This window comes from Pseudomonas sp. LBUM1670 (assembly GCF_059695695.1).
Genome location: NZ_CP166783.1, coordinates 1,611,662 through 1,635,953, shown reverse-complemented (window position 1 = coordinate 1,635,953; position 24,292 = coordinate 1,611,662). Strand labels below are relative to the sequence as shown.

At 59.6% G+C, this 24,292-nt stretch carries 16 protein-coding genes and 1 pseudogene; all 17 read right to left on the bottom strand.

The features are described from left to right. Window positions 1-51: 51 nt before the first annotated feature. Window positions 52-978, bottom strand: a complete 927-nt coding sequence (locus ACA073_RS07450; protein ID WP_497402727.1) for a ketoacyl-ACP synthase III — start codon at window positions 976-978, stop codon at window positions 52-54. A 229-nt stretch (window positions 979-1,207) separates the two neighbouring features. Next, on the bottom strand, window positions 1,208-2,260 hold the full coding sequence (gene pseI / locus ACA073_RS07445; protein WP_497402726.1) for a pseudaminic acid synthase: 1,053 nt from the start codon (window positions 2,258-2,260) through the stop codon (window positions 1,208-1,210). Next, window positions 2,253-3,758 (bottom strand): UDP-2,4-diacetamido-2,4,6-trideoxy-beta-L-altropyranose hydrolase, encoded by a 1,506-nt coding sequence (gene pseG / locus ACA073_RS07440; protein ID WP_497402725.1) that lies wholly within the window; start codon window positions 3,756-3,758, stop codon window positions 2,253-2,255. The genes pseI and pseG overlap by 8 nt, the downstream gene beginning before the upstream one ends. Beyond that, on the bottom strand, window positions 3,755-4,450 hold the full coding sequence (pseF, locus tag ACA073_RS07435) for a pseudaminic acid cytidylyltransferase (RefSeq protein ID WP_497402724.1): 696 nt from the start codon (window positions 4,448-4,450) through the stop codon (window positions 3,755-3,757). Before pseF ends, pseG begins: the two co-directional genes overlap by 4 nt. A 4-nt stretch (window positions 4,451-4,454) precedes the next feature. Further along, the gene (gene pseC, locus ACA073_RS07430; RefSeq protein WP_497402723.1) at window positions 4,455-5,618 is read right to left on the bottom strand and encodes a UDP-4-amino-4,6-dideoxy-N-acetyl-beta-L-altrosamine transaminase; all 1,164 of its coding nucleotides are present in this window, start codon (window positions 5,616-5,618) and stop codon (window positions 4,455-4,457) included. Then, window positions 5,615-6,616 carry a UDP-N-acetylglucosamine 4,6-dehydratase (inverting) gene (gene pseB / locus ACA073_RS07425; RefSeq protein ID WP_497402722.1) on the bottom strand — a complete coding sequence of 334 codons (1,002 nt, stop codon included), beginning with the start codon at window positions 6,614-6,616 and terminating at the stop codon, window positions 5,615-5,617. The genes pseC and pseB overlap by 4 nt, the downstream gene beginning before the upstream one ends. A 30-nt stretch (window positions 6,617-6,646) precedes the next feature. After that, entirely contained in the window at window positions 6,647-9,577 is a 2,931-nt protein-coding gene (locus tag ACA073_RS07420; RefSeq protein WP_497402721.1) for a TIGR00180 family glycosyltransferase, read from the bottom strand. Between the two features lie 60 nt (window positions 9,578-9,637). Then, window positions 9,638-9,748: pseudogene (locus ACA073_RS07415) on the bottom strand (sugar phosphate nucleotidyltransferase); the annotation flags it as partial. A 923-nt stretch (window positions 9,749-10,671) separates the two neighbouring features. Next, window positions 10,672-14,250, bottom strand: coding sequence for a glycosyltransferase (locus ACA073_RS07410; protein WP_497402720.1), 3,579 nt, complete (start codon window positions 14,248-14,250; stop codon window positions 10,672-10,674). A gap of 125 nt (window positions 14,251-14,375) precedes the next feature. Then, complete coding sequence (locus ACA073_RS07405) at window positions 14,376-15,965, bottom strand: flagellar hook-associated protein 3 (protein ID WP_497402719.1); 1,590 nt, start codon at window positions 15,963-15,965, stop codon at window positions 14,376-14,378. A gap of 13 nt (window positions 15,966-15,978) precedes the next feature. After that, complete coding sequence (gene flgK, locus ACA073_RS07400) at window positions 15,979-18,045, bottom strand: flagellar hook-associated protein FlgK (protein ID WP_497402718.1); 2,067 nt, start codon at window positions 18,043-18,045, stop codon at window positions 15,979-15,981. 23 nt (window positions 18,046-18,068) lie between these two features. Next, window positions 18,069-19,355 carry a flagellar assembly peptidoglycan hydrolase FlgJ gene (flgJ, locus tag ACA073_RS07395; protein ID WP_497402717.1) on the bottom strand — a complete coding sequence of 429 codons (1,287 nt, stop codon included), beginning with the start codon at window positions 19,353-19,355 and terminating at the stop codon, window positions 18,069-18,071. Between the two features lie 11 nt (window positions 19,356-19,366). Then, the gene (locus ACA073_RS07390) at window positions 19,367-20,455 is read right to left on the bottom strand and encodes a flagellar basal body P-ring protein FlgI (RefSeq protein ID WP_497404003.1); all 1,089 of its coding nucleotides are present in this window, start codon (window positions 20,453-20,455) and stop codon (window positions 19,367-19,369) included. Window positions 20,456-20,482: 27 nt separating this feature from the next. Further along, complete coding sequence (gene flgH / locus ACA073_RS07385; RefSeq protein ID WP_497402716.1) at window positions 20,483-21,178, bottom strand: flagellar basal body L-ring protein FlgH; 696 nt, start codon at window positions 21,176-21,178, stop codon at window positions 20,483-20,485. A 52-nt stretch (window positions 21,179-21,230) separates the two neighbouring features. Then, on the bottom strand, window positions 21,231-22,016 hold the full coding sequence (gene flgG / locus ACA073_RS07380) for a flagellar basal-body rod protein FlgG (protein WP_497402715.1): 786 nt from the start codon (window positions 22,014-22,016) through the stop codon (window positions 21,231-21,233). Window positions 22,017-22,061: 45 nt separating this feature from the next. Further along, window positions 22,062-22,802, bottom strand: coding sequence for a flagellar basal body rod protein FlgF (locus ACA073_RS07375; protein ID WP_497402714.1), 741 nt, complete (start codon window positions 22,800-22,802; stop codon window positions 22,062-22,064). Between the two features lie 375 nt (window positions 22,803-23,177). After that, window positions 23,178-23,957, bottom strand: coding sequence for a class I SAM-dependent methyltransferase (locus ACA073_RS07370; RefSeq protein ID WP_497402713.1), 780 nt, complete (start codon window positions 23,955-23,957; stop codon window positions 23,178-23,180). Window positions 23,958-24,292 lie beyond the last annotated feature (335 nt).

The following is a 24,292-nucleotide window of genomic DNA, read 5'->3' as shown; positions in this document are numbered from 1 at the left end:
GCGCTCAAGGTTACACCTTGAACGCTTTTTTTGTGCCTGACTTTTAGAAGTTCAGGGGCGATAGATAATTGCCGATCCCCATGACAGACCCACGCCGAAACCGCTCAATGCAACGCGCTTCCAGCTGGAGTCCAGCACGTGTTTTTCCAGCAGCAACGGAATGCTCGACGACACGGTGTTGCCGGTCTCGACCATGTCCTTGATGAACTTCTCGGGTTCGCCCTCGAAACGTCGAGCCACGGCATCGACAATTGCTGCACTGCCCTGATGGATGCAAAAGGCATCGATATCGTCAGCCGTCAGCTGCGAGTCGATCAGCAGTTCATGCAAATGTGCCGGAACCTTGAGCAACGCGAAGTTGAACACCTGACGGCCGTTCATGAAAAACACGCCATCGGTGACCTTCAGGTGTGGCGCGCCGGAACCGTCGGTGCCGAACTTGGCCTTGCCCAACTGCCAAGGCGCGTTTTCGCCCATCCAGGTCGCAGTGGCGGCATCGCCGAACAGCATGGTGGTGTTGCGGTCTTCCGGGTCGACGATCTTCGAATACGGATCGGCGGTGATCAGCAGGCCATTCTTCAGGCCTGCGGCTTCCATGAAGCCCTTGATCGCGTAGATGCCATAGACGTAGCCGGAGCAACCCAGGGAAATATCGAACGCGGCTACGGTGGTCGGCAGGCCCAGTTTGTCCTGAACGATGGCAGCGGTGTGTGGCAGGCCTTCTTCGTCGCCGTTCTGGGTGACGACGATCAGCACGTCGATGGCTTCACGTTTCAAGTCAGGGTTATTGGCGAACAGCGCGTTGGCTGCTTCGACACACAGGTCCGAAGTTTCCTGACCGGGGTCTTTGCGCGGCAGGAAGGCCGAACCGATCTTGCCCAGGATGAACTCTTCATCCTTTTCGAATTTTGCACCTTGTTCGTAATTGTCCACGCCGGCTACAGGAACGTAGCTCGCAATGCTTTTTATGCCAATCATTACGGCTTCCCAATAATAAACTGCCCAATTCCACCGCTCGTAATGATTCGAGGGGCGCCGACAAACAGAGAAAAACGCCGCCCCATCGAGGCGACAGTCGGGAAGAATAAAAGGCTATCACTGGGCTAAAAACAGGCCAGGCGCCACCTTCCCTATTAATACAATACAGTGAAGATGCGCGTTATGACTCGCGGGTCACGCTATTTTGCCGAATCAGCCTTACAAGCGGTTATTCGACCAACGACCAATCCAGCGGCGTTCCGCGCTTGATGGCCTGACGGGCGCGACGGCCCAGAAGGGTTTCCGTGTGTTTCGGGGCCAACCCATGCCCCGGACGAATGGCTCGCAGATTGGCGATGGTGAAGGGCTCGCCGGCAGCCATGTCCTGAGTCACATAGAGCGAGCGACGGAAAACCATCGACTTGCGCTCAGCGTCCGTCACACCGTAATGCACCTGCCCCATGGCCTGCCAGGCGCGTTCGGTTTCAATCACCAGGCTGGCGAGCTCAGCCGGCTCGAGCGAAAAACTCGCATCCACCCCACCCGCGCTACGGTCAAGGGTGAAGTGCTTTTCTACCACTGTCGCCCCAAGCGCCACCGCGGCCACGGACACACCGACGCCCATGGAGTGGTCGGACAGCCCGACTTCGCAGCCAAACAACTCGCGTAAATGAGGAATCGTCCGCACGTTGCTGTTGGCCGGCGTTGCCGGGTAAGTGCTGGTGCACTTAAGCAACACCAGATCCTTGCAGCCGGCCTCGCGGGCGGCACGCACGGTTTCGTCGAGTTCAGCGATGCTGGCCATGCCGGTAGAAATGATCAACGGCTTGCCGGTCGCAGCGACCCGACGAATCAACGGCAGGTCGGTGTTCTCGAAACTGGCGATCTTGTAAGCCGGCACGTCGAGGCTTTCGAGGAAGTCCACTGCGGTGTCATCAAACGGCGTGGAAAACGCAAGCATGCCCAGCGCCTTGGCACGGGCGAAAATCGGTGCGTGCCACTCCCAAGGGGTGTGGGCTTTTTCGTACAACGCGTACAGCGAAGAACCGGCCCAGAGGCTGCTCGGGTCCTTGATGAAGAACTCCCCTTCGGACAGGTCCAGGGTCATGGTATCGGCGGTGTAGGTTTGCAGCTTCAAGGCATGCGCACCGGCCTTGGCCGCAGCGTCGACGATCTGCAGCGCCACCTCCAGAGACTGGTTATGGTTGCCACTCATCTCGGCGATGATGAACGGTGGCGAGTCGGCCCCGATGGAGCGATGGCCGATTTTGAAACTAGTCATGGTGGTGATCCTTCAATACGCGCGTGAACACGCAAGCACTCTGAGTGAAACCGGCTTCGCGAAAAACCTTCAGCGACGGCTGGTTGGCCGGCAACACCTGGGCGGTGATGGCCGTCAGTTGCGGCCAGCAGGCTGTGACGAAAGTCTCGCCGCGGGCCAACAGCGCCCTCCCCCAGCCCAGGCCGATGCGATCTTCAAACAGATAAATCGAAACTTCGGCCGCAACGCCGCGCAAGTCATAACGCAACACACCCACCGGACCGTCATCGGCCTCGGCGATCAGCAGCAAGCGCTGCGGATTACTCAAACTGGCGGCCAGCCAGTTTTGATGCGTCGGCCATTCAATCAACCCGGTCTCCAGCGACCAGCGCCGTACCGCTTCGGCATTGCGTCCATCAAACAGCAGCTGCGCATCGTCTGCGGTCGCGGGACGAATCGGCAACACTGCACCGGCCAGGGCTGCCGCCACCCGCTGTGCGCCCCGGCCATCGACCAACCGCCGGGAGTGCTCGGCCAGACTTTGGCGGATCCCCTGATTGCCCGCGACAAAACCGATGGCCTGACGCAACTGTGCGACGCTGACCTGCTCACGGGCGCCCAAATACACATGGGCCCCGGCAGTCGCCATGACCTTGCCGTTGGCTTGCTGATTGTTCGAAACCGCAATACAGATCGTCGGCAGCCCCAGGGCCGCCCTCTCCCAACTGGTACCGCCGCCCGCACCGATGAACAGGTCGGCTTCGGTCATCAATTGGTAGAAGTCACTGACAAAACTGTGCAGGCGCCAATTTGGGTGATCCGCCGCAAGCACCTGCATTTTCTCCCAGGCCGGGTTATCGGCACCCGCAACGAAATCGACTTCAAGCTCATGAAAGTCCGCCAGCGCCAGCATCGCGTGGTGAGTCTGCATCGCCGCATCAAAGCCACCGAAGTTCACCAGCACCCGCTTCGCCTGAGGCTTGATCTCGATCACCGGGCCGCTGAATTCATCACGCAGCATCGCAAAACGCGGGCCGAGCAAGGCCTGGCAATTCGGTGTCAGCAACGAGGTGTACGCCTCTGGTGTTCCGGACAGATTCTGATTGAGCAACAGGTCGACGGCGTAGGTGCGAGTGGCAAGGTCATCCACCGCCGCAATCCGCGGCGCCCAGCGCCGGGCTGCGGTCTGCCAATGATGATCGAGGCCATAGTGGTCGACGATGATCCAGTCAAACGCGCAATGGTTTTCCAGCGCTTGCGCCAAAGCGTCAATGTCCGCCTGCCACGGCAGCATGGATTCAATGGCCTGCTGCGGGTCTTCATCGGGATACCGATCCGGCAGCGCGAAGGTTTCGAAGCCTTCGGCCTCCAGCATGTCCAGCCGATGCCCCGGCAGCTGGCGGCACGCAAACGCAACGTGCGAACCCTGCTTGCGCAAGGTTCTGGCCAACGGCAACAAGCGAGCGATATGACCGCTGCCAATGGTTGGCGATGCGTCGGAGCGAATCAGCACTCTCATTGCAACTCACCACCGGCCTTGAGCGCGGCGAAAAGGTATTCGGCACGCTTCCAGTCTTCGGGGGTGTCGATGTCTTGCACCAGATGTCGCGGCAGAATCACCGGCAGACTCGCCGAAGAAAACAACGTATCCCCTCGCAACCAGGCTTCGCTGCGCCCCCAGTAAAACTGGCCGGCATCCTGAAAAGCTTCGGGCAAATCCTGGGAACGGGTGTTGCGAAATTCAGGATAGAGCGCGGTCAGGGCGCCCTGCTCGTCAAGGGTCAACGCACGCTGCACCGGAAAGCCGAAACCGGCCACGGAAAAAGCAAAAGATTTATCCGGATGCTGCTTGAGCAATTCAAGTCCCTGACGCAAATAACGCGCCTGCAGCAGCGGCGCCGTGGCGTAGATGCAGCAGGCATAGTCGAAGCGCTGGAGTTCGCTCAGGGCATGGACGATTACAGCCGCAGTCCCGGTAAAATCATCGGACAGTTGCGCAGGTCGAATAAACGGAACTTGTGCCCCATGAACCCGTGCAACCTCGGCAATTTCGTCATCGTCGGTGCTGACCACTACCTGATCGAACAGCCCCGACTCCAGCGCCGTCCGGATCGAACGAACAATCATCGGCACGCCGTCGAACGGCTTGAGGTTCTTGCGCGGGATTCGCTTGCTGCCGCCTCGGGCCGGAATGATCGCAACGCTGCTCAAGACACTACTCCTCAAGAACCAGACGCCGCAGTTGCTCGACCACGAAGTCCTGCTGTTCATCGCTCAGCAAGGGAAACATCGGCAGGCTGATGGCCTCGGCGTAATAACGTTCAGCCTGCGGGAAGTCACCTTCGGCAAACCCCAGGTCGCGATAGTACGGCTGCAAATGCACCGGAATATAGTGCAGGTTCACACCGACCCCGGCCGCTCGCAAGCCTTCGAATACCTGCCGATGGCTGAGGTTGATCCGGTCTGTGTGCAACCGCACCACGTACAGATGCCACGCCGATTCGGCATCAGGCTGCGCGCCGGGCAAGGTCAGCGGCAAGTACGCCAGCAATCGGTCATAACGCGCCGCCAGTTCACGGCGGCGCACTATGAAGCCATCGAGTTTGTTCAGTTGCGACAGACCCAGTGCCGCTTGCAGGTCGGTGATCCGGTAATTGAAGCCCAGTTCCACTTGCTGGTAGTACCAGGGGCCGTGACTGGATTCGGTCATCTGTTGCGGATCGCGGGTCATGCCGTGGCTGCGCAGACGCTGCAAACGCTCTGCCAGTTCAGGGCGGTTGGTCAACACCATGCCCCCCTCGGCGCTGGTGATGATTTTCACCGGGTGAAAACTGAACACCGTCATCGCCGCGAATTCGCCGCAACCCACCGGACGCCCGGCATAGGTAGCACCGACCGCGTGGGACGCGTCCTCGATCACCGTAAAGCCGTAACGTGCGGCCAGTTCGGCGATCATCCGCATGTCGCAGCTCTGACCTGAAAACGCCACGGCCACCAGCACCTTCGGCAGCGTGCCATCGCGCTCGGCGGCCTCAAGCTTCGACGTCAGGGCATAGGTGTCGAGATTCCACGTCAGTGGATCGATGTCGACAAAATCCACCTCGGCGCCGCAGTAGCGGCCACAGTTGGCCGAGGCCAGGAAAGTGTTCGGCGTGGTCCATAGCCGATCGCCCGGCCCGAGTCCGGCAGCGAGGCAGGCAATGTGTAACGCCGCCGTGGCATTGCACACCGCCACCGCAAAATCAGCCTGGCAACGTTCGGCCGTGGCCTGTTCGAAGCGCTCGATGGTCGGGCCTTGAGTGAGCCAGTCCGACTGCAACACGGCGACCACCGCATCAATGTCTGCCTGATCGAGACTCTGCCGACCGTAGGGGATCATGCCGACAGCTTCGCGTGCAGGTCGGCAATCTGGCCAACCGACAGGTAGTGCGGATTGGTGTCGGAACGGTACTCGAAATCTTCACTGACAGGCCTGCCCTGCTCGCCCAGTGTGTCGACGGCAAAATCCACGTCGACGCTGGTGAAACGAATCGATGGCTGAATGGTGTAGTGATCGGCGAACTCCAGAGTCATCCGCGCGTCGTCCAGCGGCACCATCAACTCATGGAGTTTTTCTCCCGGACGAATGCCAACGTTCCTGTGTGGCAAATGCTCAGCCATGCCCAGTGCCAGATCGACGATACGAATCGACGGGATCTTCGGCACGAACACTTCACCACCGTGCATGCGGGCGAAGCTGTCGAGCACAAACTGTACACCGTGATCGAGGGTGATCCAGAAACGCGTCATGCGCTCATCGGTGATCGGCAGTTCTGTGGCGCCCTCGGCAATCAGTTTGCTGAAAAACGGCACCACCGACCCCCGCGAGCCGGCGACGTTACCGTAACGGACCACCGAAAAACGGGTGTTCTGGTCGCCGGCAATATTGTTCGCGGCGACGAACAACTTGTCCGACAGCAGCTTGGTCGCGCCATACAGGTTGATCGGGCTGGCGGCCTTGTCAGTGGACAGTGCGACGACTTTCTTCACGCCGTTGTCGATGGCTGCGGCGATGATGTTTTCCGCGCCGTTGACGTTGGTGCGGATGCATTCGGTCGGGTTGTACTCCGCTGCCGGCACTTGTTTCAGTGCCGCGGCATGCACCACGTAATCGATGCCGCGCATGGCCTGACGCAAACGGTCAGCGTCGCGCACATCACCGAGGAAATAACGCATGCACGGTGCGTTGAACGTCTGCTGCATCTCGTACTGCTTGAGCTCATCGCGAGAGAACACCACCACCCGCTTCGGCTGATATTGCTCCAGCAGCCGGCGGATGAAATTGCGCCCGAACGAGCCGGTGCCGCCAGAGATGAAAATCGATTTACCGTTGAACATGCCTTGAGTCCTTTTAACTATCAGTCAGGCTTATGCGAGCAACTGCGCCCAGTTCACCGGGGTCGGTTCACCCAGGGAAAAGCCCTTGCCGGTCAAGGCCAGGTTGGTGTTGTAAGCCTCGTCATGGTCGAAGCGCACCTGCCACTTATCGCGCAAGGCCGCCAGCACCTGAGGATCGTTCGGCAAGGTGCCCGGGTGTGCAATCTGAACCTGCGGCGTCCACACCGTCAGCAACCCGGCGTTGGCGACTTTCAGGCAGAGATCGACATCGGCGTAGACCTCATCGAAATGCTCGCGATCCAGTCCGCCGAGGGCAACGAAGACTTCCTTGCGAATCATCAGGCACGCGCCGCAAACGGCCGTGTAATTCTGTTCGACGGCCAGTCGGCGCATGTAGCCCGGTGCATCCTTTTTCTCGCCGGTGAATGGCGAAGCGATCCCGCCATCGAACCCGAGAATCAGACCTGCACCGCTCACATTACCCTCGCGATCCACCAGTTTCGCACCGACCACCCCGACTTCGGGACGCTGGGCCTGATTGAGTAACGCTTCGATCCAGTTCGCATTGATCACTTCGGCGTCCGCTGCCAAAAGCACCAGGTACTCACCTTGAGTCTGCTCGGCTGCCAGGTTGAGCAGCGCCGAAGTGCTCAGTCGCTGCGCGGCCTTGACCAGACGAATCCGGCCACGACCGTTTTTCTCCAGGCTGTCGAGCCAGTCGAGCAGCTCGGCGGACTGGCTATGGTTATCGGCAATGACGATTTCATTGTTCTGATAACGCGTGCGTTGCAAGACACTGACCAGGCAGCGCTGCAAATGCTCCAGGTTGTCCTCGCTGTGGACGACGATCGACACTTTCGGGCGATCGGCATGGCGGTAGTCGATATGGTAACCACCCGACGCTTCGGCGTTGACCTGCGCTTGATAACCGCGAGTCGCCAGATGCCGAACCAACGTCTGACGTTCGTGTTCGTTGGGCGCCAACTCCGGTGCTGCGGTGATCAGCAACGGCTCTGCCAGATGAGCAAGGCCGCCAATGCCGCCGGTTTCGATCAAACGCAGCAACAGGTCGAACTCGAGCGCCGACGTGAACTCGCGGGAAAAACCACCGGCCTCCACCAACGCTTCGCGGCGGATCAGCCAGTGCCGTGCAACCAGCGCCGGCAGGCTTTGCAACAGGTCAAGGTTGAAGGCTGGCCGGAAGACGTCGACCAATGTGCCATTGGCCTGGCGATGAATCTCGTCCATCGCCACCGCACGGCAACCCTCGGCGTTCTGCAGCTCGAGACTGGCACGCAGGAATCCGGCAGCGGTGAACTCGTCGCCCGCCTCGGCCAGCAGTAACCAGTCCGAGGTTGACTGACGAGCGATCTGGTTCAGCTTGTCGACGTAATTGGCCGCCGTGACCTTGACGAAATGCAGCGTGTTTTGTGCGGTGGTGACCGCCGGTAAGTCACCCGTGGTGAAGATCACCACTTTGAATGCCCGGAACGCACTCGCCATAAGGCTATCCAGGGTGATCTGGAGCTTGTCCATGTCAGCGTCCAGATTCAGCAGCAAAATACCGAACTGAGGACCACCGTCGTTGGCGGCCAGGTGCTGGTTGATTTTCCTCACTGCGGTGTCGTTCGGTTGACGGGCCTGCAACCAGTTCCGCACACGCCCCGACGGCATCGTGTCGAGCAACTGACGACTGTCAAAAACGGGCACGCTGTCCAGACGCTGAACCCAGTCGGTCAGCACCTGGGCATCGGCGGCCTCATCCATATCCAGCAACTGCTGCGCAAGCTTTTGCACCACCCGACGGTTGAAGGCACCCAGTTGAACAGCTTGAAGCAGACGGCTCTGAATCGTCGCCGTACTGTCATTGGAGTAGGTGCGCTGCAAGTTCTCCTGCTTGAGCAGTGCGCCTTCCATTTCTTCGAGTTGCAGACGCCCGGCCGGCATCGCATGAAGCAGAAATTCGCACTGCGACAGTTGTTCGAAAAAGGCACTGTTGTAGAACGGCATTTCGACGTATTGCTGAGCGCCGAAAACCCGCTTCGGCTCCGCCGTCGGATCCGTCCAGTAAGACTCGAAAATCGGTTCGATGGTCAGCGCGTTACGGGTCGTCAGGCTCTCGGCCAAAGCGGCGAAGCTTTGCAGGGCAACCTGTGCCGTCTGTTGCTCATCCAGGTCACTGCCAGTCGGTAGCGATGCCAGAAATCCTGCAAAGCGCTCACGCTCGGCAACAGAACGAGCATCCTTGAAGGTCAGGGCCGTCATGATTTCGGTGTTGTGATCCGAGCGGCCATCGTTGACCTCACGCACCACGTAAGGCGTCGGGAGAATCCGCGCCTTTGCCCGTGCCAGCATGTAGTAGACATGACCGATTTCATGCCACTCGAAAGTCGTTTTTTCAGGCATCGCCTGATACCAGTCACGCAACAGCGAGGTGCGCTGGACCGCATAGAACGGCGGAATGTACTGGCTCATGTAATCGAGTACACGATCCTGACCGCGCTCGGCGTTGTAGTCCTCGCGCACTTTCTTGTCACGCCGGTAGTACTGCACATAGTTGGAGTGGGTCAGGTACATCAGGCAATAGCCATGGCACAGACCGTAGTCGGGATTGGCTTCGAGGAAGTTCACCGACTCGGTGAGTGCACCGTGCAACAGAAAATCATCATCGGAGGCGAATACCATGTACGGCGTGGTGACCTGCTCGACGCCGTACACCAGTTTGGTCTGGATACCCCCGTAGCCGAACTGCGGCAAATGCCGATAGTCGATGGTGTCCGCGACCGCAGCCGCGCCTTCCAGCGCGACGGTCGATGAATCGAGGACCAGAATCTTGCAAGGCAACGTGCTGTAGAACTGCAATGCCCTGCGCAGGAACGCCGGGCGATTGTGTGTAATCAGCACCAGAGTGACCAGCTCACTCAGGGAGCGCGTGTTTTCAGAACCGTAAATGCCTTGCATATCCTTCCCCACCACAGACCGATTGCCTGATGAATGCTTGAATAAAGTTGTCGCTTAATGGATGTGCCAGAGAATTGGCTTGCCGCCGATTTCAATCATCGGCCCGGGTTTGAGGTGCGACTCATTACTGAGGCGCCTGCCCAGACCACCCGCCAAAATAACTGCCTTCATCGTCTCCCCTCTTGTTCGTCACAGGGCTCAGCCAAGCTGTATCAAGCTTTCGCGGGCCGTCTGGATAAAACCTTCAATGCCGGTCAGGGCGCTTCTGGATTCACCGGAAGTGCTCGTTTTATGGCGATATCGGGGGGACCTGCAGGAAACGCGCCAGCTCTTTCTCTAGGGTCGGCGGGGTCTGAAACGTAGAAGCCAGGTATCGGGTTGGTGTTCGGGCGGTTGGGTGTATATCCGTTATTTCGGTGATGGCGACTATTGTTTCCGCCCTTACGGCGGGTTACTTGGAAAAGCGCCAAGTAACCAAGCGCTTTTGCCCCTTTCGTTCGGTGCCTCGCCTAGGCTCGGCATGCCCTCGCTCCGGTCCTGCTCCGTGGGCCCGCCGCCATCGGCCATCCATGGCCGGGGGCGGCTAACCCGGCATCCATGCCGGGTTGCCCACTGCGCAGAACCTGCACTCGGCCTCTCGAGGGGGCGTGTACCGCAACAGCACGCGAGGCGGCCTGCCAGCCGACCTGATTTCAGGTGTACGCGCTCCCCTGTGGGAGCTGGCTTGCCTGCGATGGACGTCAACGATAACGCGTGCTGTCGGAATGAACGCGGTGCTTGGACGTTTTTCGCGAGCAGGCTCGCTCCTACAGTTGTGAGTTCGCTCTGGCTGTTGATCTTGCTTTTGCTTTGGCTTTTGATCTGCCCCGCCACGCCCTGAGCCTGTCCGTCAACCTGTGACGATCTCCATCGGAGCCTCTACCAACGTTGATCCGCGCCGCGTTAAAGCCTGCAAGTAAGCGTTTTGGTTCCTTTTTGGCGTTTGAAAAAGGGACTCGCCGTAAGGGCGAAACCATAAGCCGCCGTTACCGCAGGAATGGATATGTACACGAAAAAACCGGTCACCAAGTCCTGGCTTTTTTCTTGTACCCGGATCAGTTCGGCAACCAAGCCTCAGCCCAGTAATTCAGATTGTTGCCCCGCAGCATGTAGTCGCGCAGCACTTCCTCACGCAACGCATCACCCATACGATAACTCGCGTCCGGATCAGCCAGGTGCATACGAATCGCCTCCAGCCATTCTTCGGTACTGTTGCTCACCACCTTGGTACACGGCAGGTAACCGCGATAGGCCTCGGTGTCCGTGCAGATCACCGGGTAACCGCACGCGCCGTACTCCAGCAGCCGCAAGTTGCTCTTGCAGTCATTGAAGATGTGGAACTCCAACGGCGCCAATGCCAGATCGAGGTTCAGGCTGGCCAGTTTGGCGGGGTAAGCCTGCAGGCCGACGGCCGGATGAAATTCATGTACGTAAGGCTTGAGTGCCGGCGGGCACATGCCGAAAAACACCCATTCGACTTCATCCGCCAGCAGGCGAACGACATCGGCAATGATCGCCAGATCCCCATCATGACTGGTCCCTCCACCCCAGCCGACCCTCGGCTTGCGGGACGTACGTCGCTGACTGCTAAGACCGGTCCACAGATGCGGAGCAAGCATGTTCGGCACCACGCGAATATCATCGTGCATGCCTTTGAGTGTATCGGCCAGCGGCTGGGTAGACACCACCACCCGGTCACACAACCCGATCGCACGTCGCACGATTTGCTCGACACCAACGACGGCCTTGCGCACGTGAGCATTTTTCTTGGGAACATCGATGACGTAGTCATCAAGCTCGAAGATCCGGAAGGCCCGGGAGCTGTTCCTGACCCGCTCCACTTCATCCACCGCGCTCTGACTGTAGCGTCCCTGCAGGATGATGACGTCGGGCGACTGGCGTTCCAGGTCAATGTCCGAGGGCGTATGGAAAGCAAGGTTACCGAGCACTCGACCCGCAGCTTCCAGCTCCAGAAACGGCTGGGTGACACGGTAATGCCCCACCGCGGTCTCGTTGATCGGAATCGCCAGAACCCGCGGCAGCATGTGACGGGCGAAAGGATTCCAATCGTTCTTGAAACCCGGTTCAAGGCTGAAATTATTGGTGTTGAGGCTCAGGTTGACGTTGTACGCCGGATCTCTGGCGATGATCGGCAGCCAGCGCTGATAAAAACACTTGTGCTCAGCCACCAGCGTTGATGCCACCGGCCCGTTTTCCGTCTCGGCAGCCACGCTGAGCGATTCGGCATACGGTGTCCAGACCACCAGATATCCCTTCTGCCTGACACGCAGACAGAAATCAGGGCCGCCGAGCCTTTGGGAAAAGGCCTGATCGTCAAACCCCTGGAGTTCATCGAACACTTGCTTGCGGACCAGCAGGCATTCGGTGCTCACAGCACTCAAGTTCTGCACCGCTTGCTGGCGCTGCATGTAACCCGCGGCGGTCACCGCTTCCCCGCGCCAAGGCACGCCAACAGGCCCGCGCATCCCCAGTACCAGCGCCGAACCTTCAATGCGCCCCTGAGGGCTGACCATTCGGCCGCCAACGACCCCCACTTCCGGACGCAAGCCGTGATTCAGCAGTTCGCCAAGCCAGTCGCGGTTGACGATCAGGCTGTCCGGGGTGAGCAACAGCACATACTCGCCGCGAGCCTGAGCCACCGCGAAGTTCTGCGCCGCGGCCGGGTTATCGGGGTAATCGCAGTGCAGCACGCGCAATTTTTCGCCGCCCATTTGCGCCATCGCGCCCAACCAGTCCCGCGCCTCGATCGAGGTGCTTGCGTTGTCCACGATCAACAATTCGTAGTGAGCATACGCCGTGTGCTCCAGCACACTCTCGATGCAGCGCTGAAGCGGGCCAAGCCGGTCCCGCATCACCACAACAATGGACACCAACGGCTGAAAGCCATGGTGGTAGTCAATTCGATTGATCAGCGGCACGTTGCCCTGCCGGACCTCATGTGCAGCGCCGATACGATCAAGGTGCGCGGTCAGTACGCGAGAGTTCTGCTCGATAACCTGCGGCAGAGCGAGCCATTGCGACATGCCGAACGAGGACTCGACCAGCACTTGGGCGACATGCTCCACGACATGCGCGCCGTGGTTTTCAACGAGCCGCCAGACCAGATCATGGGGGCTGAGTTCGGCGAAGTCCGGGTTGAAACCACCCGCGTCCACAAAGCGCTGACGCTGAATGGCCAGTGTCCGCCCGATGTAGGGATAACTGCGCAGAAGGTCCAGATTGAAATCGGATTTGAAGATCGGCTCCACCGACAACTCATTGCGCAGACCACCTTCATCGCTGTAAATGCACAACGCGTCGGCACTCTCGACCATGCGCTCGGCCAAAAGCAGCAAGGCCAGCTCATTCAGGCGATCACCCGCCCGCAGAAGATAGAACCAGTCCGCACCGTCCATCTGCATCAGCAGGACATTGAGCTGCTCATGTCCGTCGCCTTGCAAGGTCACACGAATCACGTTACCAGCAAGGGCACTGGTACGATTTTCAGCGGAGAGCACCAACACCGTTTCGGCGGCATAGACCTGCCGTTCGATGCTCTCCAGTGTGACGCCCAGCGCCGCATCATCGGCGTCGGCATCAATCACCACCGGTACAATTCGTGGCAGCCATGCCCACGAGGCAAGGCGCGTGGGCAACAGGCGTTGCTGGGCCGGGTTCAGGGTGCGACAGGCCAGCCATTGCTGGTACACATCAGCGAAGCTGTTACAGTTTTCACCCACCCGCGAACGGATCAAGGTCGCAGAAAAGCCCAGTGAGCGACTGAGAGGCATCTCCTCCCAGGCATACGGCTCACCGAGGGCGGCGCTGGCCAGATCGATGTAGCGAACATGTCCCGGCGCGGGTGCCGGCTCGCCGCTGCGCACCGCCAGCATTTGGGTCAGCCAGCCAAGCTCGACCATGACGGCCTGTTCGACCTCCAATTGATTGCTCATGCGCGCCGGGTGCAAGCGCTCGAAGCTCAGCACTTGCCCCATTACCGCCAGATTACCGCGACGCAACAGACACACAAACAAAGCGAAATCGAGACGGGCGACAAACCCTTCACCGATCTGGGTCAAAGCAGGCAAATACTCTAGCACCTGACAGGTACGCATCAGCGCGCCACTCAGATTGCTGAGAAAGTTGAGAGCCGTGCTTTCCAGCACATCCAGCAAGTCTTCGCCCTTGAACAGCGTATCCCCCGAGGCAAAGCTGGTGTTCTCCAGTCGCTCGGGAAGCAGAAGGCTTTCACCGTCGCAATACCGACGCTGGGCAATCACCAGGTTCACATCGTCATGTTCGATGAAACCCTGCACCTGACGGGCAATACACTCAGGCAGCAATTGATCGTCATCACAGAGAAACTTGAGGTACTCCCCGGTTGCCTGCTCGGCGCAGGCGATCAGATTCCCCTTGAACCCCAAGTGCCGATCATTGCGCACATAGCGCAGCGTCAAGCCTTCCGGCACCGTGCAAGCCTGGACCAGGTCATGGATTTCGTCGCTGTTGCTGTCGTCACAGACAATCACTTCAAGCGGCGCATAAGTCTGATTCAGAGCACTTTGCAGCGCGGCCTGAAAGTACGGTGCGTTGTAGGCGGGAATGGCGATGCTGACAAGAGGAGCTGGTTTCACGGCGGGGGAACTCTCGAGCGGCGGGCGCTCACTCTGGAACGAGTGGAGCAGCCCTGAACCGCTGAAAAAAAGACGGTTTGCACTCGGTGCCTCAACCCTCGCGCCAATGGCGCGAAGGCCTCGACTCAGACTTTGTTGAACAGTCCCAACTGAGCGATTTTGCTGAACGCCAATTGCGAGGCCTGCAGCATGGTTTGCTGCAAGGTCAGGCGGGTCATCACCGTGGCCGGGTCCGAATCACGGATTGCCCCCTGGGTCTGAGTGTTGGCCAGCACCAGGCTCTGGTTGATGTCGGTCTGGGTCGTCAGCGACGCACCGCGGCCACCCACGGAACTGAGGCCGGAGGTCAACTGGTCGGTGCCGCTGGTCAGGTTGCCAATGCCCGAAACCATTGCCGCGTTCAGTTTTTGAATGGCCACCGGATTGTTGTTGGTCGGCGTCGACAGCGCGGTTTTCAGCTGGCTGACGGTGTCCAGAATGTTCTGCGTCTGGTGAGTGTTGACCGCGACAGAGAACTGGTCACCGGCAAACATCGTCGGCGCCGGCGTCCCGCTCAGCGTAAAGGCGACACCCGATGCGGTGGCGACGTTGCCCGCCAGAACGCCGCTGGAAACCGGCTTGCTGTTCGCGGTCAGAGGCGCGGCATACAAATCGAAAGCGGTAGGACTGCTGAACTTGAGAATCGCCGCACCTTCCGGGAAGCTGGCGTGGTAGGCGGCGCTGTTGGTGATTGCCGTGTTGGTGACCACCTCTGTCGACACGTTGCCTGGAGCCCGGGACACATTGAAGCTGTCCGGCTTGGCCGCCAGGGTGAAACTGTAGTTGTTGCCGAACACGGTTGCCGGAACATCACCTGGTTGCATGTTGATGTTCAACTTCAGATCAACGCCACGGAAACCGATCGTCTGCGTGGCCGCACCACTGCTGGAACTGAACACGCCATTTCCAGAAGCCTCAGATGTGACGTCGTTACCCAGCGAATCCCGGACTTCCAGTTGCGTAGGGCTGAGGAAATTCACGGTGTAGGGCTCGCCACTACGGAATTTGGCGTTGTAGGTCACGTCCGAATTCACCTGACCATCGGAGAGCACCACACGACCGCCATCGACGACTGGCGTGGGCGAGGTCATGGTGGACTGCGTGCGGCTGGTGTTGATCGCTTGCTGGAACACAGCCCAACCGGTGCTGTTGGTGGCCATCGACTGGGTATCGCCAATCGGCAGGTCCAGCGTGACCTGATCACCGTTATAGCTGTAGGTGCCGTCGGTGTTACGCGTGAACGGAACGGTGTCACCCTTGGAGCCGGCGAAAATGTATTTGCCGTTTTCGTCCTTGGTGTTCATCAGGCTCAACAGCTGCTCTTCGATCTGGCCGAGCTCCGAAGCGTTGGCCTGGCGGTCGCTATCGGTATAACCGGCGTTGCCGGCACCCAGGGCGAGTTCCTTGGCACGTTGCAGCACATTGCCGATGCTGGTCATCACCGCTTCAGTCTGGCCAAGCGTGGCTTTGATCGTCGTAATGTTGTTCGTGAACTGATCGAGCATCGAAGCCTGCTGACCCAATTGCAGCAGACGCGAGGCGCCAACCGGATCATCGGCGGCAGTGTTGACGCGAACCAGGCTGCTCGCCTCTTCGCTGCTCTTGACGATGTTGGCGAAATTCTTCTGATAGTTCGCAGCCGAGGACTCGTAAAACTGGGCGGTAGAAATGCGCATGGGCTACGACTCCTTAAAGACTGTTGATCAGTGTGCTGAAGGTTTCCTGCGCAGCCTTGATGATCTGCGAAGACGCGGTGTAGTACTGCTGATACTTGACCAGGTTGCCGGTTTCCTCATCGAGGTCGACACCCGAGAGCGAGTCGCGCGCGCCCTTGGCATTCGCCAGGATAGCGTCGGTCGCCGCACTGTCGAGCTTGCCCTGTGCAGCCTTGGAACCCACGCCCTCGACCAATTTTCCGTAAGCGTCGTTCAGGGAAATACCTTTGCTGGCCGAGCCGGTGTCCACGGTCGGGGCGGTCTGCAAGCCGGCCAGTGCGGTGCCGTTACGGTTGTCCAGGCTGCCCGGCTGACTGAGCGAGACGTTAATCCCCGCGCCGTTGCTTGGGGCGCCGGCGATGGTCATGCTGAAGCCCGCGGTGTACTGAGTCGCCGGCGCAGGAGGGATCGGTGCCCCCGCAGCGTCCGTGAGAGGAATGCTCAGGTTCAGGGTGTTGCTCTCACCTGGCTTGATGGTGCCGCTGCTGATCACTCCCCCCTTGGCATCCAGGAACTGGTAGGTCTGGCTGGTGCCGGCGGCGGACACGGCACCAAACACAATCTTGGTCGGCGTGGAGTTTTTCAGGCCGTTCTGCATCGCGGTGGTGGTCGCGGTGTCGTAGATGTCGAACTGGGTGGTCAACGTCGGTTGACCGCTGGCCGGAATCGTCAGGGTGCCGTTGCCACTGCCGCTCGCCGCAATAGCCGCGCCCAGGGGTGCCGCGATGGCCAGACGCTTGGAGTCGGACATCTCGGTCTTGATGTTCGCCGCAGCATCGCGGGTCGGGGTGATCTTGAAGGTGTCGCCCGCCGTGGCAGAAGCCGCGTTGAACTTCAGTTCGAAGCCGTCGATGACCGGTGCCGTTACCGGCGCTGCCGTGCTGAAGGTGCCCATGGGCGAGTTGTCCGGCAGGCGCTGAACGGTGTAGTCGGTAGCCGTGGTGAACGTGACCTTGTAATCGTTGATGGTCAGCTTGCCAGTGTCCTTGATGCTCACATCGAAGTTGCCGGCGCCCACGTTGCTGGTGCTGGCGATGCTGCGCTCAGAGACCAGCTTGGCCGTGTTGATGTTGGTGAACAGGTTCGAACCGAAGTCACCGTTCTTGTCGATGCCCTGGGCCTGCAGGCCGTTCATCTTATCGGCGACGACCAGGGCAACACGGCCCAATTCGTTCATGGCGGGGTCCAGTACGGTGCTGCGATAACGCAGCAGACCGCCGATTTCGCCGCCGGTCACGATCGACGTGATGTCGATGGTGCTCGAGCCACGATTGAGCTGCAGCGCCAGACGGCCCGGATCGTCTTTGCTTGGCACCGTCTCAAGTTTGTTGACGGTGTTGCCCATGACCAGCGGCTGACCGCTGCCCAGGTAGATGTCGAGGTTGCCTTCACGCTCCACTACTTGAGCACCGGTGAAGGTCGACAGTTGGCGCACGGTTTCGTTACGCGAGTCGAGCAGCTCGTTCGGCATGCCGCCGGAGCTGGAAATCTCGGAGATCTTCTGGTTCAACTGCGCCACGGTAGTGGCCAGCTTGTTGACCTGATCCGCCATGTTCGTCAGGTTGCCGTTGATGTTGGCATTCTGCTGGTTCAGCTGCGTGGAGACCGAGTTGAAACGATTGCTCAAGGCCTGGGTATCGCTGAGCAGTAACTGGCGGGAAGCATCGTCACCCGGCTTGGCGTTGACGTTCTGCACCGAGGCGAAAAATTTGGTCAGTGCGCCGTTCAGGCCAGTGCTGGTGTCGGAGAGCAATTTGTCCAGCGGCGTGACCTGATTCAGGTAGGCGGCCGAATCGCTGTTGAGCGAAGTGGTGGTCTGCAACTGCGCATCGAGGTAGCTGTTGTACACCCGACGCACATCGGCCAGCGTCGTGCCGGTGCCGATGTACACGTTGCCGAACTGCTGCGAGGCTTTAGTGCCCTGCACTGTTTGCTGGCGTGAGTACCCGGCGGTGTCGACGTTGGCAATGTTGTTGCCGGTGGTCATCAACGAGGATTGGCCAGCGGCCAGACCCGACATCCCGATATTGAGCAAACTCATGGTTCAGACCTTAATCCTTGTGCCTATAAAGGCGTGGTGGAAACGCCCGCCGCAGCGTAGTTCTGGTAACTCGTCATCTGCTTGGCTATCTGCGAAATCTTGCTCGCGTAGTCCGGGTCGGTTGCGTAACCGGCCTTCTGCAACTCGCGTACAAACTGTTCTGGGTTATCGGCCGACTTCACGACATCTTGATAGCGATTGTTGGTTTGCAGCAAAGTCACAAGGTCATGGAAGCTGTCCTTGTAAGAGTCGTAGGAACGGAACTCGGCCGTCTCCTTGACCATCGCGCCATTCCTGAATTCGCTGGTGATCGCGCGTGCCGAATTGCCCTGCCAGTTGCTGCTGGCCTTGATGCCGAACAGGTTGTGGCTGCTGCTGCCATCCTGTGCGCGCATGACCGATTTGCCCCAACCGGTTTCCAGCGCCGCCTGAGCCACGAGGTAACGCGGATCGACCCCAATGCGCTCGGCGGCTTCCTTGGCCATCGGCAACATGGTGTTGACAAACTGGTCGGCGGAACTGAAGGCTTTCTTCGCGGGCGCCAAAGGTATTTGAGCCATGGCGCGACCATGAATCTGCAGGCCGGCGCCCGCTGACGCTTGCGCATTTTCCAGCCAGTCGCCGTTGTACAACGGACCTGAACCGGTCGGCGTGTTGCGCTCCGGCCGTTGAATCCTGTTGGCTGTCGCGGCCGTCGTCGTCGCGGAAGGCACCAGACCTGCGAGCAAGCGGTCAGCCAGTTTCGGTGGCAACGCCAGACGCCGTTGATTGATCAGTTCCATGTCATTGCGATGCGCGCCCTCGCCCGCTGCTTGCGGTGCATGGATCGCACGCGACGCCCACAGCGGTCGCTGGCCATTGATCCGCGACAACGGCCCGTTGACGGCGACCGTACCGGCCGCAATCGGCGTTTCCACGGCGGCTTTCGCGGCCGCCTGCTTGGCCGCCGATGCGGCAGCTGCTTCGCCCGGCGCCATCGGCTTGTTCTTCGACATCTGACGCATCAGCACGTCCGCCAGACCAATACCACCGCCCTCGCGGGACATGGAAACGGCCAACTGCTGGTCGTACATTTCCTGATACTGCTTGGCCGCCGGGGTGTTGAGCGGATTGTCCTGACCCAGCGCTTCGGTGGCCGAGCGCATGGACTTGAGCATTTCACCGAGGAACAGCGATTCGAATTCCTGCGCCACCTTGCGCATGTTCCCGTCACTGTCCTTGTCGCCGACCTTGAGCTGGTTCAGGCGATTGAGGTCCGAATAGGACCCCGAATCGCTGCTGCTGACCAGACCGCTCTTGCGCATATCCATGGTCGCCGTCCTCAGATCACGATCAGGTCGGCTTGCAACGCGCCGGCCTGCTTCAGAGCTTCGAGGATGGCCATCAAGTCACCCGGTGCCGCGCCGACCTGGTTCACCGCACGCACGATCTCGTCGAGGGTGGTGCCCGGACCGAACTTGAACATCGGCTTGGCTTCCTGCTGGGCGTTGACCCGCGAGCGTGGCACGACCGCCGTCTGACCATTGGACAGAGCGTTGGGCTGGCTGACGATCGGGTCTTCGGTGATGGTCACGGTCAGGCTGCCGTGAGTCACGGCGGCCGGGGACACCTTGACGTTCTGGCCGATCACGATGGTGCCGGTACGCGAGTTGATGATGACTTTCGCCACCGCCTGCCCCGGATCGACTTCGAGGTTTTCAAGGATCGACAGGTAGTCGACCCGCTGGCTCGGATCCAGTGGCGCCGTGACGCGAATCGAACCGCCGTCGATGGCCTGGGCCACACCAGGGCCTAGCATGTCGTTGATCTTGTCGACGATGCGCTTGGCGGTGGTGAAGTCGGAACGGTTGAGGTTCAGGGTCAGGCTGTTGCCCTGGTTGAAACCGCTCGGCACCGAACGCTCAACCGATGCACCACCGGGAATTCGACCGGCCGACGGAACGTTGACGGTGATCTTCGAACCGTCGCGACCTTCGGCATCGAAACCGCCGACCACCAGGTTGCCCTGAGCGACCGCGTACACGTTGCCATCGATACCCTTGAGCGGCGTCAGCAGCAAGGTGCCGCCACGCAGGCTCTTGGAGTTGCCGATGGAGGAAACGGTGATGTCCACCTGCTGACCGGGTTTGGCGAAGGCCGGCAATTCGGCACTGATCGACACCGCCGCGACGTTCTTCAGCTGCACGTTGCCCGAGCCTTCCGGCACCTTGATGCCGAACTGGGAAAGCATGTTGTTGAAGGTCTGCAGGGTGAACGGGGTTTGCGTCGTCTGGTCGCCGGTGCCGTTAAGCCCGACCACCAGGCCGTAGCCGATCAATTGGTTGGAACGCACGCCGGAAATACTGGCGATGTCCTTCAGCCGCTCGGCTTGAGCGCCGAAGGCTGCGGACATCAGGAACGCAGCCACCATCAGGTGTTTGAAATTCAACGTAGCCACCTAGAAAGGGAACAGCGGGCTGAGGAAGAAACGGTCGAACCAGCCTGGCTGACTCGCATCGGCAAACGAGCCGGTGCCCGAGTAGGTGATGCGCGCATCGGCGACGCGGGTCGACGAGACGGTGTTGTCGGTGGCGATGTCATCGGCCCGGACCAGGCCGGCAATCCGTACCAGCTCATCACCGGTATTGAGGGTCATCCACTTCTCGCCGCGCACGGCGATGATGCCGTTGGGCAAGACGTCGGCGACGGTCACGGTGATCGAACCGGTCAGGCTGTTGCCCTGCCCGGCCTTGCTGTCACCCTTGGTCGCGCGGTCGCCTTCGTAACCGACGTCCAGGCTCAGGCTACCGCTGCCCACTGGATCACTGGTACTCAGACCACCGCCGAAAAACGACTTCAGGCCGATGTCGGTCTTGCTGTTTTTGCCTATTTGCGAGTTGGCGTTCTTGCTGGCCTGGGTCTTCTCGTTCAGGGTGATGGTGATGATGTCACCGACCCGGAACGCCTTGCGGTCGCTGTACAGGTTCTGCTCAAAACCGGCCTGATAGATCGAGCCGTTATTCGCGGCAGCCGGCAACGGCGTACGCGGCAACACCGGGGCGTAGTAAGGGTCATTGGGCTTGGGCGGCGGGGCAACGCAACCCGCGACCACGACGGCCCCACTCAGTGCCAGAACAGATACAAAGCGATTCATGACCCTACCTCACGGTGTTGCAGGCGACCTCATGGCCGCCTCATAGACTTGATTACAGATTCTGCGTTACGAACGAGAGCATCTGGTCGGCGGTGGAGATCACCTTGGAGTTCATCTCGTAGGCGCGCTGAGTGGTGATCATGTTGACCATCTCTTCAACGGTGCTGACGTTGGACGTTTCCAGGGTGTTCTGCAGCGTGGTGCCGAAACCGGCCAGGCCTGGCGTACCGACTTGCGGCGCGCCGCTGGCGGCGGTTTCCAGGAACAGGTTGTTACCCACGGCTTGCAGACCGGCCGGGTTGATGAAGTCGGCGGTTTGCAGGTTGCCGATCACCTGGGCAGCGGGGTTGCCGGCGATGGTGATGGACACGGTACCGTCACGACCGACCGTGAAGGTCTGGGCCTCGTTCGGGATGACAATCGCCGGCTCCAGGGCGAAGCCGCTGGCGTTGACGATCTGGCCGTTGGAATCGAGGTGGAACGTGCCGTCACGGGTGTAGGACGTGGTGCCGTCCGGCTGCAGGATCTGGAAGAAGCCACGACCGTCGATGGCCATGTCCAACGGCTGCTCGGTGGTTTGCAGGCTGCCGGCGCTGAAGTTTTTCTGGGTGCCGACGATGCGCACACCGGTACCCACTTGCAGGCCCGACGGCAGTTCGCTGTCCTGGGTCGACTGGGCGCCTGGCTGGCGTTTGATCTGGTACAGCAAATCCTGGAACTCGGCACGATCACGTTTGAAACCCGTGGTCGACACGTTGGCCAGGTTGTTGGAAATGGTGGTCAGGTTGGTGTCCTGGGCGGACAGACCTGTTTTGGCAACCCATAGAGCCGGAAGCATTCAATTCTCCTCGTGCGCCTGTTTTACGGCGCGACGTTCTGATAATTAGCTGATCTGCAAGACCCGAGCCATGGCCTGGTCGTCGTCTTTGGCGGTGTTCATCATCTTGATGTGCAATTCGAACTGCTTGGCCAGGGCCAGTACCGAGGTCATCTCTTCCACGGCATTGACGTTGCTCGACTCAAGGAACCCGGACACCAGTTTGACGTTGGCATCGGCCTGCGCCGGCTTGCCGTCCTTGGTGTGAATCGAACCGTCCAGGCCCTTGGTCATGTTCTTGAAGTCCGGGTTGACCAGCTTGATGCGGTCGACTTCCGCCATCACGCGAGGACCTTCGCCCATCGCACGGATGCTGACGGTGCCGTCCTCACCGACTTCGATTTGCTGCTCGGGCGGCACGGAGATCGGCCCGCCATTGCCCATCACCGGCATACCGTTGCCGGCGCGCAATACGCCCAAGGCGTCGACGTTGAGGCTGCCTGTGCGCACGTAGCTTTCGCCACCGTCCGGGTTCTGCACCGCGATCCAGCCATTGCCCTGCACCGCGACGTCGAGGTCGCGACCGGTTTGTACCAGGGAGCCCGCGGAGAAGTCGGTGGCCGGACGTTCGGACATGGCAAATGCACGCGCCGGAAAGCTGTCACCGAACACCGGCATCGAACGCGCCTGCTCCAGGTCTCTCTGGAAACCGTTGGTGGAGATGTTCGCCAGGTTGTTCGCATGAGCCTTCTGCGCCAGTGCATTCTGGCTGGCGCCGGTCATTGCCACATAAAGGTACTTGTCCACACTCTTTCCTCTGCATGCCGGACGTTTGCCGCCCACCGCTGTACTGCTGAGCCATAAGCAATTTGCAGACCAACTTTTTTCTGGCGGCGCGGGGCCCGGTAAACAAAGGACTTGAGGGGTTCAGAGGGGAATGGGGGATTGTGTCGAAGTCGAAAAACCGGCGGTGTTATGCCGGTAAGAGGCAAGGACTGGCCTGGAAGTTAAACGGACTACCGCCTTCGCGAGCAAGCCACACTACAAGGCTGGTCGCTGACGGGTTCGCTGCCTACCTGATGAGTCGAGCCAGAGTTTTTCAGGATTCGACAAAGCACATCGCGGCGGCCCAAAGGGCCGCAGAAAAACAAAGCCCTAAAATCGGGCTTCGTATCGGACGAATCAAGCAAAGCTCAGGTTGATGCGCTGTTTTCCGTAGACAACCCGCGCCGCAGGCATCAGTTGGTAAGGGATTTCGACAAACGGGATATCCGAGTTGGTCAGCGCAATGTCGACAAGCTGCAGCATTATTGAGTTCTTTCTGACCAGGATCACGTCAGACCAGTCGGTATTGGTGACCGCCACGGGGATAAAGTCCGAGCGCTTGATAAAACTGCTCATTGCTTCGAGCACGCCCAGGTTTTGCTTGGTACCGTGCAGGCTGTGGCAGCAATCGTTCAACAGGATGAAGCCATCGTCGGCCAGTAAGTCTTGGTAGTACATCAAATCACGCAGGATGTACTCGTACTGATGGTTTGCGTCGATGTAGACCAGATCGAACTTTTCGATACCGGTTCTAGGCTTGATTTCGTCAATCGCGGCAATGGTCTCGGCGCGGATAACAGTCACGTTGTCCTTGTCGGTGAATTTGCTCAGGCATTCCTGATACAGATTGTCATAGGTGGCCATGTCATACATGGGACCGCCATAGTAGTAAGCATATTTGTCAACCGAATTAACCCATGGCGGCAATTGATCAAAAGGGCTGTAGGCATCATTGGCAGCCGGGCTCCAGCTGTCGATCAGGACCATCTTTTTCGGGTTCAGTGCATTGTAAAGCTTCAGCGCGTTTTCACCGCGCAGGACACCCAGCTCGGCAACGACTGGCTGTTTGTTGCACGCGTTAAAAACCGCATTGAGAAGGTGATAAAAGGCTTCTCGGTGGGTAATACAGACTTTCATACCGGCTCCTGTTGCTTTATGACTTCAGCCCTCCCGTAAGCGATAAGAACATGAGTGGGATGGCCCTTCCTCTCTGTATCGACCACTTGGGCAATAAGATGAGCAAGATTTTTACGAGGAATCGGTCGCTCTGGCCAACGCAGTCTAGGTGCCGGCACGCATGTCCATGGGGTCGGTGGCCCAGACGGAATCGATGCGGATCATTGAGCGAGCCCGATTTCGGGTAGGACTTGCGTTGGCGCATGGCGATCCTGGCATTAAGGGCAATTGCGTCCGCTTAAAAATACGCAGACCCAATCGCCCTTGTCGGCCGGGCGAGGAAGGTGGACCGTCGC

What these genes read in the sequence shown, in the direction of transcription:
- ACA073_RS07450 (WP_497402727.1), bottom strand. Translation starts at nt 978, where the DNA reads ATGATTGGCATAAAAAGCATTGCGAGCTACGTTCCTGTAGCCGGCGTG.
- pseI (WP_497402726.1), bottom strand. Translation starts at nt 2,260, where the DNA reads ATGACTAGTTTCAAAATCGGCCATCGCTCCATCGGGGCCGACTCGCCA.
- pseG (WP_497402725.1), bottom strand. Translation starts at nt 3,758, where the DNA reads ATGAGAGTGCTGATTCGCTCCGACGCATCGCCAACCATTGGCAGCGGT.
- pseC (WP_497402723.1), bottom strand. Translation starts at nt 5,618, where the DNA reads ATGATCCCCTACGGTCGGCAGAGTCTCGATCAGGCAGACATTGATGCG.
- pseB (WP_497402722.1), bottom strand. Translation starts at nt 6,616, where the DNA reads ATGTTCAACGGTAAATCGATTTTCATCTCTGGCGGCACCGGCTCGTTC.
- ACA073_RS07420 (WP_497402721.1), bottom strand. Translation starts at nt 9,577, where the DNA reads ATGCAAGGCATTTACGGTTCTGAAAACACGCGCTCCCTGAGTGAGCTG.
- ACA073_RS07405 (WP_497402719.1), bottom strand. Translation starts at nt 15,965, where the DNA reads ATGCGCATTTCTACCGCCCAGTTTTACGAGTCCTCGGCTGCGAACTAT.
- flgK (WP_497402718.1), bottom strand. Translation starts at nt 18,045, where the DNA reads ATGAGTTTGCTCAATATCGGGATGTCGGGTCTGGCCGCTGGCCAATCC.
- flgJ (WP_497402717.1), bottom strand. Translation starts at nt 19,355, where the DNA reads ATGGATATGCGCAAGAGCGGTCTGGTCAGCAGCAGCGATTCGGGGTCC.
- ACA073_RS07390 (WP_497404003.1), bottom strand. Translation starts at nt 20,455, where the DNA reads ATGGTGGCTGCGTTCCTGATGTCCGCAGCCTTCGGCGCTCAAGCCGAG.
- flgH (WP_497402716.1), bottom strand. Translation starts at nt 21,178, where the DNA reads ATGAATCGCTTTGTATCTGTTCTGGCACTGAGTGGGGCCGTCGTGGTC.
- flgG (WP_497402715.1), bottom strand. Translation starts at nt 22,016, where the DNA reads ATGCTTCCGGCTCTATGGGTTGCCAAAACAGGTCTGTCCGCCCAGGAC.
- ACA073_RS07370 (WP_497402713.1), bottom strand. Translation starts at nt 23,957, where the DNA reads ATGAAAGTCTGTATTACCCACCGAGAAGCCTTTTATCACCTTCTCAAT.